The following is an 11,557-nucleotide window of genomic DNA, read 5'->3' as shown; positions in this document are numbered from 1 at the left end:
GAAAAGATGAAACCCTTCCGTTACGGCTGTGTCCTGGCCCTGTTTGCCGCCCTGTTTCTGTTTATGCCGCCGGCCTTAGCCGCCTGCACTACATCGGATCTGCCCTGGACGGCCACGCCGGGCACGCTGGCGGTGCCCGCCACCCTCGGGGTCGGCAATGCCATTCCGGGCTCCGCCCGCTCGCATACGGTGAAAGGCCACTGCGATGCCGCCGACAGCGGCAAGCCGATCACCGCCTGTCATCTGGGCGAAGGGGAAGAGGTGCCGGGGATGCCGGGGGTCTACCGCAGCGGTATCGAGGGGGTGGGCATTGAACTGCTGAACAGCGCCGGCCAGCCGGTGCGCGGCCGCGCCGCCCACTGCGACAGCCGAAGCACGCCGCTGGGGTACGTCAGCAGCGACGGCTCCGGCAGCTTTAATGTGCCCCTGACGATGCAACTGATCAAAACCGCCAGCACGACCGGAAAGCAGACGACGACGACGGTGCGTAATGGCATCTGGTCGCTGGGCGTCTACCCCGATCGGCAGCTCGGCCAGCTGAATGCCGTGCGCTACGGCGGCAGCCTGGCGCTGAAGGCCACCACCTGCTCGGTGGATCCGAAAAGCCTGGTGATTACGCTGGGGGATTTCCCGGTCAGCCTCTTTACTCACGTCGGCAGCACCAGCGACTGGAAAACCTTCAACCTGACGGCGACCTGTACCGACACGGTAACCATGACCGCCCGGGTCACCAGCGCCAATGGCAGCACCTCGCTCGGTGACGGCGATGACGTGCTGAACCTGACCCCGGGCAGCGACAGCGCCACCGGCGTCGGGGTGCGAATGATGGTCGGCGGGGTGAAACTGCGCTACGACTACCCGATCCCCTTTGGCGATCGGACCGTTCCCAACCAGCCGTTCGACCTGCCCTTCCAGGTGCAGTATTACCAGGTTGACGCTCAGGCCACCGCCGGGCGTGCCAATACCATTGCCACCATCGACATTGAATACCAGTGAGAACCCCGATGAACTATGTAGCCCTGCTCGTGCTGCTGGCCAGCCTTCCCGCCTCGGCCACCGACGTGCTCCTCAGCATTAAAGGCAATATTTACGACACCGCCTGCGAGGTGGACAGCACCAGCCAGAACAAGGTGGTCAATCTCGGCCAGGCAGTGGCCAGTGATTTTAAGGCGGTGGGGGATACCGGGGTGTGGAAGAATTTTGACATCACCATCTCGCACTGCCCGCAAAGCCTGACCCTGGCGACGATCAACCTGGAGGGGCAGCGCGACACGCTCCACCCGTTCAAGTTCGCCAACACCGGTACCGCCCGAGGGCTGGCGCTGGAGCTGGCCGACCGCACCGACTCGATCATTCTGGCCCCGGAATCGCGCTTCAATGCGGTGATCGACCCGGTCACCCACACTGCCGATTTCCCGATGGCGGCACGCTATTACGCCTCGCATACCCCGGTCAGCGCGGGCGAGTTTTCAAGCGTGGTGCAGTTTACCTTCACTTACCAGTAGGACCGCGCCTCTTAGCATGGATGCTTTTTTTACGCCCGGCGGCAGGTTTAGCCGGGCGTTTTTTTACTTCGGGCACCTCGGGCTGCTCGATGGGAAAGATCGGCAGCGCGTTCAGCAGACGCTTGCCGTAGTTTTTGGTCAGCAGGCGCTTATCGTAGATCACCACTTCACCCCAGCAGCTGTGGCTGCGGATCAGACGCCCGACCTGCTGGATCAGGTTAAACGATGCCGCCGGCAGGCTCTGCACCTCAAACGGGAAGCGGTTGAGGCTTTTCAGCCACTCGCCCTCGGTGAGCACCACCGGGCTGTCGATGGGCGGGAAGGCAATCTTGTGGATATGCACCTGGGTCAGGTAATCGCCCTTCAGATCCAGACCTTCTGCAAAAGACTGGAGCCCCACCAGCACGCTGCGCTCCCCGGCCTCAATACGTTTACGGTGCAGCTCCACCAGCCGGTAGCGGGGCTGATCCCCCTGCACCAGCAACAGCAGGCGCAGATCGGTGACGAAGGTTAAAAATAGATTCATCGCCCGGGCGCTGGCGAACAGCACCAGCATGCCGGGATACTTTTTGCTTTCGAGCTGTTCGCGGAAGTAGGCCGCCATCTCGGCAAGGTGATTCTCTTCATTGTCGATCAGCGGCTCATGCTGCATGCGCGGGATCACCAGCTTGCCCTGCTCGCAGTGGTTGAACGGCGAGTCGAGAGCCACAAAGCGATCGCCCGCTTTCTCCTTCAGGCCGCTCATCTCCTGCAACCGCGAGAAGCTGTTGAGCGAACGCAGCGTGGCGGAGGTGACCACCACATGCGGAACGCTGCGCCAGAGCAGCTTCTCCAGCTGGTCGCTGACGCGAATGCCCGCGCAGTGGAAGAAGAGATGCACCTGCCCCTCTCTGACTTCCCGCGTCGCCCACTTGGTGACCGGCGCACCGGAGGCCTGGGCCATCGACGCCAGCCGCCAGAGCTTGCTCTGCCCCTCAAACATGCCCAGCGCGCGGTTCATCTGCAGCAGCACCCGGTGGACACGCACCACGTCATGGGTACCGGTCTTTTCACTGAGATCGTTCAAAAACAGCTCCGCCAGCCCGCGCAGCTTTTCGATAAGCTGGGCCAGCTCGCGGCACAGGGACATGATTTCATCCGGCAGCTCGCCCATCTCAAAGCGGTGCTCGGCTTCCTGGCCTGGCGGGAGATAGAGGTTAAGGATGTTGTTCAGCGAGGCGATATGGGTGTGGATGGTTTCGCAGTGCTCGCTGAGGCGCTCCGGGACCGCCAGCGGCGGGATGGTTTTCGGGCGGAACTGATCCATGCAGGTGGCGACCAGCTTGCAGAAGAGATCCAGTTGCAGGCGGAACCAGGGGGCGGTGATCTCGGCGCTCATCTCCAGCGCATCGCGGGCGACGTCCGGCAGGTGATGACCTTCATCCAGCACCAGCAGCAGGTGTTTCGGGTCCGGCAGTACCGATTCGCTCTCCATTGCCGCCATCACCAGCGCGTGGTTGGCGACCACCACTTCGGCCTCCTGAATTTCACGGCGGGCGACAAAGAACGGGCATTCGCGGTAGTAGTGGCAGTTGCGGTTCAGACAGCTGGCTTTATCGGTGCTGAGCCTGCGCCACAGGTCGTCGCTGATGGCCTGATCGGTGTGATCGCGCAGGCCATCCCACTTGTAGCCATCGAGATCGACCTTCAGCTTCGCGCACTGCTCCTGCTCGGCCTTGTTGTTGGGGGTCAGCTCGTCATCAAGAAACGCCAGCAGATCCTGCTGGCTCGGTTCGCTGCTGGCAAGGGCCGCCAGGTTACGCGGGCAGACGTAGCGCCCGCGCCCGAAAGCGGCGGTAAAGCGCAGCTCGGGGATAATCTTGCGCAGCAGGGGCAGGTCTTTGCTGTAGATCTGATCCTGCAGGGCCACGTTGGCGGTACTCACCACCAGCGTCTTTTGTTCTTCCCGGGCGATAGCGATGCCGGGGATCAGGTAGGAGAGGGTTTTACCGACCCCGGTCGGGGCTTCAATTGCCAGATGTCGGCCCTCGTCACCGGCCAGCGTTTTTGCCACATCGGCAATCATCTGCCGTTGCGGTGCGCGGGGGATAAAGTCGGGGATCTGCTCTTGTAGCGCCTTATACCAGGCGGCAATTTGCGCTTTCAGCGCGGCGGTTAAAGCCATGATGAACCTGAAACACTGTATAAACAGCCACTATTGTGGCACTTTCTTCAGCGGGCCGCAAAAGAAAAGCCCGGCTTTTCGACCGGGCTTCCAGATTACTGTGCGCTGGCAGGCTTGCGCGGACGGCGTCGGCGCTGGCCTTCCCCTGCCGGTTTCGCTTCACCATCGCGGCGCGGTGGCTTGCTGGCCGCTTTCGGCGCGCCGCCTTCGCTACGGCGCGGCTGCTGCTGACCACGACCGCCGCCGCCCTGCCCGCGTCCACCGCCCTGACCACGACCGCCACCCTGGCGACCGTTCTGGATTGGCTCGGCTTTGATGGACGGATCGACGTCATAACCCTCAAGAGCAATGCGTGGGATCTCTTTCTTCAGCAGACGCTCGATGTCGCGCAGCAGCTTAATTTCATCGACACAGACCAGCGACAGCGCTTCGCCGGTAGCCGCCGCGCGACCGGTACGGCCGATACGGTGGACATAGTCTTCCGGGACGTTCGGCAGCTCGTAGTTGACCACGTGCGGCAGCTCTTCGATGTCCAGACCGCGGGCGGCGATGTCGGTCGCCACCAGCACGCGGATATCGCCGGATTTAAAGTCTGCCAGCGCGCGGGTACGTGCGCCCTGGCTCTTGTTGCCGTGGATCGCCGCGCTGCGGATCCCGTCTTTGTTCAGCTGTTCCGCCAGGTGGTTGGCGCCGTGCTTGGTGCGGGTGAAGACCAGCACCTGCTGCCAGTTGCCCTCGCCAATCATCTGCGACAGCAGCTCGCGCTTACGCTTTTTGTCCACCATATGGAATTTCTGGGTCACCTGCTCGGAGGCGGTGTTGCGACGCGCCACTTCCACTTCCAGCGGGTTGTGCAGCAGTTTTTCCGCCAGGCCTTTGATCTCGTCAGAGAAAGTCGCGGAGAAGAGCAGGTTCTGGCGACGCGCCGGCAGTTTGGCCAGCACGCGGCGAATATCGTGGATGAAGCCCATGTCGAGCATGCGGTCGGCTTCGTCGAGCACCAGGATTTCCACGCTGTCGAGCTTGACGGCGTTCTGGTGTTCCAGATCGAGCAGACGGCCCGGGGTGGCGACCAGCACGTCCACGCCGCTGCGCAGTTTCATCATCTGCGGGTTAATGCTGACCCCACCGAACACCACCAGCGAGCGGATGTTGAGATAGCGGCTGTACTCACGCACGTTCTCACCCACCTGGGCGGCGAGTTCACGGGTCGGGGTCAGGATCAGGGCGCGCACCGGGCGACGGCCTTTGGCGTGCGGCTCTTTCTGAATCAGGCGTTGCAGCAGCGGCAGGGTAAAGCCGGCGGTTTTACCGGTACCGGTCTGGGCGCTGGCCATCAGGTCGCGGCCGGCCAGCACGGCAGGAATGGCCTGCTGCTGAATCGGGGTAGGTTCGCGGTAGCCCTGCTCTTCTACAGCACGCAGGATTTCCGGGTTCAGGCCAAGGGTATCAAAAGACATAACAACTCCGAACCGCCCCGACCATTTCAGGTGTAGTTTTCAGGGAGATAGTGACAAATAGAAGGACAAAAACCACGGTGTCGCGAAGCAGCGGAGTGTAGCAGCTTTTGTGACATGGCGCATAAAATATCCCGCCAGAAGGCGGATTTACGCTATTACGTAGGCCGGTTCCCGGCAACAAAACTGGACAAGCTCAAAAAACAGTCATAATCTTAATCAATCGATTGATTAATTTTCTATGACACTATGAATCCGATCCCGACCACCACCAAAGGCGAACAGGCCAAAAGCCAGCTGATTGCCGCCGCGCTGGCGCAGTTTGGCGAATACGGGCTGCATGCCACCACCCGCGATATCGCCGCCCAGGCGGGGCAGAACATCGCCGCCATTACCTACTATTTTGGCTCGAAAGAGGATCTCTACCTCGCCTGCGCCCAGTGGATCGCCGACTTCATCGGCACGAATTTTCGTCCGCACGTGGAGGCGGCTACCGCCCTGCTGGATGAGCCCGCGCCGGATCGCGCCGCCATTCGCGGCCTGATTTTAACCGCCTGCAACAACATGATTCAGCTTCTGACCCATGACGATACGCTGAACCTGAGCAAGTTTATCTCGCGAGAGCAGCTCTCGCCTTCCGCCGCTTACCAGCTGGTGCACGATCAGGTTATCGCCCCGATGCATACCCACCTGACCCGGCTGGTGGCGGCCTATACCGGCCGCGACGCCAGCGACACGCAGACCATCCTGCATACCCATGCCCTGCTGGGCGAAGTGCTCGCCTTTCGTCTCGGGCGCGAAACCATTTTGTTACGCACCGGCTGGACCGAATTTGATGAGGATAAAGCCCTGCAGATAAGTCAGGTCATCACCTGTCATGTCGATTTGATCCTGCAGGGATTAACGCAAAGGAGCCTGGAGTTATGAAAAAATCGGTCGTCATTATCGTGGCTGCGATCGTTGTGCTGGCCGCAGGGATCGGCGGCTGGCTGTGGTATCAGAGCCAGCAGGATAAAGCGCTGACCCTGTACGGCAACGTCGATATCCGCACCGTCAATATGAGCTTTCGCGTCGGCGGGCGGCTGGCGTCGTTAACCGTGGACGAAGGGGATACCATCGCCGCCGGGCAGACGCTGGGCGAGCTGGATAAAGCTCCTTACAAGAATGCCCTGTTGCAGGCTCAGGCGGGCGTCTCCGTGGCGCAGGCGCAATACGATCTGATGCAGGCGGGCTACCGTGATGAAGAGGTGGCCCAGGCCGCTGCCGCCGTCAAACAGGCCCAGGCTGCCGCGGACTATGCGCAGAACTTCTATAACCGTCAGCAGGGGCTGTGGAAAAGCCGCACCGTGTCGGCCAACGACCTGGAGAACGCCCGCTCCTCGCGCGACCAGGCCCAGGCGACGCTGAAATCAGCCCAGGATAAGTTGCGTCAGTACCGCTCCGGCAACCGCGAGCAGGATATCGCTCAGGCCAAAGCCAGCCTCGAACAGGCTCAGGCCCAGCTGGCCCAGGCGCAGCTGGATCTGCACGACACCACTCTGGTGGCCCCGGCTAACGGTACGTTGCTGACCCGTGCCGTCGAGCCCGGCAGCATGCTGAACGCGGGCAGCACGGTGCTGACCCTCTCCCTGACCCGCCCGGTGTGGGTGCGGGCCTACGTCAATGAAGCCAGCCTCGGTGAGGCTAAACCGGGACGCGAGGTGCTGCTTTACACCGACGGCCGCCCCGACAAGCCGTATCACGGGAAAATCGGCTTTGTCTCCCCTACCGCCGAATTCACGCCGAAAACCGTCGAAACCCCGGATCTGCGCACCGATCTGGTCTATCGCCTGCGCATTATCGTCAACGATGCCGACGACGCCCTGCGTCAGGGGATGCCGGTGACCGTCAGCTTCGACAACGGGCAAGCCCATGAGTGACGCGGTGATCCAGCTCTCCGGCCTGGTTAAGCGCTTTGCCGGAATGGACAAGCCCGCCGTTGCGCCGCTCGACTGCACGCTGCAGAAAGGCTACGTCACCGGGCTGGTTGGCCCGGACGGCGCGGGCAAAACCACCCTGATGCGGATGCTGGCCGGGCTGCTGAAGCCCGATGAAGGCACGGCCAGCGTGCTGGGGCTGGATCCCATTAACGACGATCGCGCCCTGCACGCCATGCTGGGCTACATGCCGCAGAAGTTCGGCCTGTATGAAGATCTGACCGTGATGGAGAACCTGACCTTGTACGCCGACCTGCGCAGCGTCACCGGCGAGACGCGGCAGAAGACCTTTCAGCGCCTGCTCGACTTTACCTCGCTGGGCCCCTTCACCGACCGGCTGGCGGGCAAGCTCTCCGGGGGCATGAAGCAGAAGCTGGGGCTGGCCTGCACCCTGGTCGGGGAACCGAAGGTGCTGCTGCTGGACGAGCCCGGCGTTGGGGTGGATCCCATCTCCCGCCGCGAGCTGTGGCAGATGGTACATGAGCTGGCGGGCGACGGGATGTTGATCCTCTGGAGCACCTCGTACCTCGACGAGGCGGAGCAGTGCCGGGACGTGCTGCTGATGAACGAAGGGGCGCTGCTCTATCAGGGCGATCCCACTAAGCTGACCCAAAGCATGACCGGGCGCAGCCTGCTATTGCACACGCCCCATGAGAACAACCGCCGCCTGCTGCAGCGGGTGTTGAAGCTGCCCCAGGTGAGCGACGGCATGATCCAGGGTAAATCGGTGCGGGTGATCCTCAAAAAAGAGGCCAGCATTGATGACCTGCGCCAGAGTGCGGATCTGCCGGATCTGGCCATCGAGGAGACCGCCCCGCGCTTTGAAGATGCCTTTATCGATCTGCTCGGCGGCGCAGAGACCGCCGAATCCCCGCTGGGGGCGATCCTGCATACCGTGGAGGGCACCCCTGGCGAGACGGTGATCGAAGCCAAATCCCTGACCAAAAAGTTCGGCGATTTTGCCGCCACCGATGATGTGAACTTTGCGGTGAAACGCGGCGAAATCTTCGGCCTGCTGGGCCCCAACGGCGCGGGCAAATCCACCACCTTCAAAATGATGTGCGGCCTGCTGGTGCCCACCGCCGGGAAGGCGCTGGTGCTGGATATGGATTTAAAGGTCAGCTCCGGCAAGGCGCGCCAGCATCTGGGCTATATGGCGCAAAAATTCTCCCTCTACGGCAACCTGACGGTGGAGCAGAATCTGCGCTTCTTCTCCGGGGTCTACGGCCTGCGCGGACGGGCGCAGAACGAGAAGATCGCCCGCATGAGCGAGGCTTTTGGTCTGAGCAGCATCGCCAGCCACGCCACCGACGACCTGCCGCTCGGGTTTAAACAGCGGCTGGCGCTGGCCTGCTCCCTGATGCACGAGCCGGATATTCTGTTTCTCGATGAACCGACCTCCGGGGTCGATCCTCTCACCCGCCGCGAATTCTGGCTGCATATCAACAGCATGGTGGAAAAAGGGGTCACCGTGATGGTCACCACCCACTTTATGGACGAGGCGGAGTACTGCGACCGCATCGGGCTGGTCTACCGCGGCAAGCTGATTGCCCACGGCACCCCGGACGATCTCAAAGCGCAGGTGGCGGACGCGCAGCAGCCCGACCCCACCATGGAGCAGGCGTTTATTTCGCTGATTAACGACTGGGATAAGGAGCATGGCCATGTCTGATACCGCTCTCTCCTGGCGCCGGGTGCGCGCCCTGTGCATCAAAGAGACGCGGCAGATCGTCCGCGACCCGAGCAGCTGGCTGATTGCGGTGGTGATCCCCCTGCTGCTGCTGTTTATCTTTGGCTACGGAATTAACCTCGACTCCAGCAAGCTGCGGGTCGGGATCCTGCTGGAGCAGCGCAGCGAAGAGGCGCTCGACTTCACCCACGCTATGACCGGCTCGCCCTATATCGACGCCACCATCAGCGACGATCGCCAGCAGCTGATCCAGATGATGCAGGCCGGGCGCATTCGCGGGCTGATTGTGATCCCGGTGGATTTTGCTGAGCGTATGGCAAGGCCGAACGACACCGCCCCGATCCAGGTGATCACCGACGGCAGCGAGCCGAATACCGCCAACTTTGTCCAGGGCTACAGCGAAGGGATCTGGCAGCTGTGGCAGATGCAGCGGGCGGAAGATCGAGGTGAAAAGTTTGAGCCGCTGATCGACGTTCAGACCCGCTACTGGTTTAACCCGGCGGCCATCAGCCAGCACTTTATTATCCCCGGCGCGGTGACCATTATCATGACCGTGATCGGCGCGATCCTCACCTCGCTGGTGATCGCCCGGGAGTGGGAGCGCGGGACCATGGAGGCGCTGCTCTCCACCGAAGTGACGCGCACGGAACTGCTGCTGTGCAAGCTGATCCCCTACTACTTCCTCGGGATGCTGGCGATGCTGCTCTGCATGCTGGTGTCCGTGTTTATTCTCGGCGTGCCCTATCGCGGCTCGCTGCTGGTGCTGTTCATCATCACCAGCCTGTTTTTACTCAGCACTCTGGGGATGGGGCTGTTGATCTCCACCGTCACCCGCAACCAGTTTAACGCCGCCCAGGTGGCGCTGAATGCCGCCTTTTTGCCGTCGATTATGCTGTCCGGGTTTATTTTCCAGATCGACAGTATGCCGGCGGTGATCCGCGCGGTGACCTACATCATCCCGGCGCGCTATTTCGTCAGCACCCTGCAAAGCCTGTTCCTGGCGGGCAATATCCCGGTGGTGCTGATTGTGAATCTGCTGTTTTTGATTGCCTCGGCGGTGATGTTTATCGGGCTGACGTGGATGAAAACCAAACGGCGGTTAAATTAGGTTGCGCCCGGTGGCGCTGCGCTTACCGGGCCTACGGGACCCGTTGATTTTGTAGGTCGGGTAAGCGAAAGCGCCACCCGACAAGAGGACGACACTATGCTTTACCGTTTATGGACATTGATCCGCAAAGAGCTGCAGTCCCTGCTGCGCGAGCCGCAGACCCGGGCGATTCTGATTTTGCCGGTGCTGATCCAGGTGCTGCTGTTCCCGTGGGCGGCGACGCTTGAGGTGACTAACGCCACCATCGCCGTCTATAACGAAGATAACGGCAAACATTCGGTGGAGCTGACCCAGCGCTTCGCCCGCGCCAAAGCCTTTACCCACGTGCTGATCCTCAACAGCCCGCAGGAGATTCAGCCGACCATCGACACGCAAAAGGCGCTGCTGCTGGTGCGCTTCCCGGCCGATTTTTCCCGCAACCTCGACACCCTGCAAACCGCCCCGATGCAGCTGATCCTCGACGGGCGTAACTCCAACAGCGCGCAGATTGCCGCCAACTACCTCCAGCAGGTGGTGAAGGAGTATCAGCAGGAGCTGATGGAGGGCAAACCGAAACCGAACAACAGCGAGCTGGTGGTGCGTAACTGGTACAACCCGAACCTCGACTACAAATGGTTCGTGGTGCCGTCGCTGATCGCCATGATCACCACCATCGGGGTGATGATTGTCACTTCGCTGTCGGTAGCTCGCGAGCGCGAACAGGGCACGCTGGATCAGCTGCTGGTCTCCCCGCTGGCAACCTGGCAGATCTTCGTCGGCAAAGCGGTTCCGGCGCTGATTGTCGCCACTTTCCAGGCCAGCATAGTGCTGGCGATTGGCATCTGGGCCTATCAAATCCCCTTTGCCGGTTCGCTATTGCTGTTTTACTTCACGATGGTGATTTACGGGTTGTCGCTGGTGGGGTTTGGGCTGCTGATCTCGGCGCTGTGTTCAACCCAGCAGCAGGCGTTTATCGGGGTGTTTGTCTTTATGATGCCGGCGATTTTGCTCTCGGGCTATGTCTCGCCGGTGGAGAATATGCCGGTGTGGCTGCAGAACTTAACCTGGGTGAACCCAATCCGGCACTTCACCGATATCACCAAGCAGATCTATCTTAAGGATGCGAGTCTGGATATTGTGTGGGGGAGTTTGTGGCCGCTACTGGTGATAGCGGCCGTGACGGGCTCAGTGGCGTACGCGATGTTTAGACGCAATATCGCGTAGCTTTTTGTCTTTGGTTAACAGTGAAACGACCGCAGGCCCTGCCAGGATCGCCAGGCCTGCGACGGCCAGCAAAAAGTTGTTTTGCAGCACGCGGGACAACAGCCATAGCACAATGACGGCCGCGCCAAAATACCAGGTGGTGGTCAGCTCTTCGAGCACGTCCGCCACTTCGCGCCAGCGCTCTTCATGATGACGCTGTAAAAAGAGCATTAACAGGACGGTGACGCCGTATACCACACATAAACCTAAGCCGACCCGCACCAGGGTTCCGCTCATCCAGGCCATCACCAGGACGGCTACCACCAATAAATGCAACATAATCTGCCAGCAACTGAGGCCGGTCGCGACGCGTATGCGTTGTTGCCACTTCATGGCACTCTCCTGAAGGATTTTACTCTGCTTGTTCAGACTATCGCACTTTACGGAAAATTCCGTAACACAGCACCTTTTTGTG

Annotated in this window: 10 protein-coding genes; 7 read left to right on the top strand and 3 right to left on the bottom strand. The window is 61.1% G+C overall.

Translation table 11 applies throughout. The annotated features are described in order from the left end of the window. Positions 1-6: 6 nt before the first annotated feature. Together AAHB66_RS06830 and AAHB66_RS06825 are read left to right on the top strand one after the other, a co-directional pair. Entirely contained in the window at positions 7-996 is a 990-nt protein-coding gene (locus tag AAHB66_RS06830) for a fimbrial protein (RefSeq protein ID WP_347115626.1), read from the top strand. Between the two features lie 8 nt (positions 997-1,004). Then, complete coding sequence (locus AAHB66_RS06825) at positions 1,005-1,505, top strand: fimbrial protein (RefSeq protein ID WP_347115625.1); 501 nt, start codon at positions 1,005-1,007, stop codon at positions 1,503-1,505. On the opposite strand, the gene dinG is transcribed toward AAHB66_RS06825, so the two are convergent. Next, the gene (dinG, locus tag AAHB66_RS06820) at positions 1,492-3,669 is read right to left on the bottom strand and encodes an ATP-dependent DNA helicase DinG (protein ID WP_347115624.1); all 2,178 of its coding nucleotides are present in this window, start codon (positions 3,667-3,669) and stop codon (positions 1,492-1,494) included. The two genes, AAHB66_RS06825 and dinG, sit on opposite strands and share 14 nt — an antisense overlap. A 95-nt stretch (positions 3,670-3,764) precedes the next feature. Continuing rightward, positions 3,765-5,129: an ATP-dependent RNA helicase RhlE gene (rhlE, locus tag AAHB66_RS06815; protein WP_347115623.1), complete on the bottom strand. Its 1,365-nt coding sequence runs from the start codon at positions 5,127-5,129 to the stop codon at positions 3,765-3,767. A gap of 246 nt (positions 5,130-5,375) precedes the next feature. Here rhlE and cecR point away from each other — a divergent pair, with 246 nt between their 5' ends. The 5 genes from cecR (at position 5,376) to AAHB66_RS06790 (ending at position 11,103) form a co-directional block, all read left to right on the top strand. Further along, complete coding sequence (cecR, locus tag AAHB66_RS06810) at positions 5,376-6,053, top strand: transcriptional regulator CecR (RefSeq protein WP_347115622.1); 678 nt, start codon at positions 5,376-5,378, stop codon at positions 6,051-6,053. Further along, on the top strand, positions 6,050-7,045 hold the full coding sequence (gene hlyD / locus AAHB66_RS06805; protein WP_347115621.1) for a secretion protein HlyD: 996 nt from the start codon (positions 6,050-6,052) through the stop codon (positions 7,043-7,045). Before cecR ends, hlyD begins: the two co-directional genes overlap by 4 nt. Beyond that, complete coding sequence (locus tag AAHB66_RS06800; protein WP_347115620.1) at positions 7,038-8,774, top strand: ATP-binding cassette domain-containing protein; 1,737 nt, start codon at positions 7,038-7,040, stop codon at positions 8,772-8,774. The genes hlyD and AAHB66_RS06800 overlap by 8 nt, the downstream gene beginning before the upstream one ends. After that, complete coding sequence (locus AAHB66_RS06795; RefSeq protein WP_347115619.1) at positions 8,767-9,900, top strand: ABC transporter permease; 1,134 nt, start codon at positions 8,767-8,769, stop codon at positions 9,898-9,900. Before AAHB66_RS06800 ends, AAHB66_RS06795 begins: the two co-directional genes overlap by 8 nt. A gap of 96 nt (positions 9,901-9,996) precedes the next feature. Continuing rightward, positions 9,997-11,103: an ABC transporter permease gene (locus tag AAHB66_RS06790; protein ID WP_347115618.1), complete on the top strand. Its 1,107-nt coding sequence runs from the start codon at positions 9,997-9,999 to the stop codon at positions 11,101-11,103. Here the strand turns inward: AAHB66_RS06790 and AAHB66_RS06785 are convergent. Then, complete coding sequence (locus tag AAHB66_RS06785) at positions 11,065-11,475, bottom strand: YbhQ family protein (RefSeq protein WP_347115617.1); 411 nt, start codon at positions 11,473-11,475, stop codon at positions 11,065-11,067. The two genes, AAHB66_RS06790 and AAHB66_RS06785, sit on opposite strands and share 39 nt — an antisense overlap. Positions 11,476-11,557: the final 82 nt, after the last annotated feature.

It is taken from the genome of Leclercia sp. S52 (genome assembly GCF_039727615.1).
GTDB lineage: Bacteria > Pseudomonadota > Gammaproteobacteria > Enterobacterales > Enterobacteriaceae > Enterobacter > Enterobacter adecarboxylatus_B.
This window is presented reverse-complemented; position numbering and strand designations above follow the sequence as displayed.

Bases quoted from the DNA above. Each gene is read 5' to 3' on its own strand.
- rhlE (WP_347115623.1), bottom strand. From the start codon at position 5,129: ATGTCTTTTGATACCCTTGGCCTGAACCCGGAAATCCTGCGTGCTGTA.
- AAHB66_RS06830 (WP_347115626.1), top strand. From the start codon at position 7: ATGAAACCCTTCCGTTACGGCTGTGTCCTGGCCCTGTTTGCCGCCCTG.
- AAHB66_RS06795 (WP_347115619.1), top strand. From the start codon at position 8,767: ATGTCTGATACCGCTCTCTCCTGGCGCCGGGTGCGCGCCCTGTGCATC.
- AAHB66_RS06800 (WP_347115620.1), top strand. From the start codon at position 7,038: ATGAGTGACGCGGTGATCCAGCTCTCCGGCCTGGTTAAGCGCTTTGCC.
- dinG (WP_347115624.1), bottom strand. From the start codon at position 3,669: ATGGCTTTAACCGCCGCGCTGAAAGCGCAAATTGCCGCCTGGTATAAG.
- cecR (WP_347115622.1), top strand. From the start codon at position 5,376: ATGAATCCGATCCCGACCACCACCAAAGGCGAACAGGCCAAAAGCCAG.
- hlyD (WP_347115621.1), top strand. From the start codon at position 6,050: ATGAAAAAATCGGTCGTCATTATCGTGGCTGCGATCGTTGTGCTGGCC.
- AAHB66_RS06790 (WP_347115618.1), top strand. From the start codon at position 9,997: ATGCTTTACCGTTTATGGACATTGATCCGCAAAGAGCTGCAGTCCCTG.
- AAHB66_RS06785 (WP_347115617.1), bottom strand. From the start codon at position 11,475: ATGAAGTGGCAACAACGCATACGCGTCGCGACCGGCCTCAGTTGCTGG.
- AAHB66_RS06825 (WP_347115625.1), top strand. From the start codon at position 1,005: ATGAACTATGTAGCCCTGCTCGTGCTGCTGGCCAGCCTTCCCGCCTCG.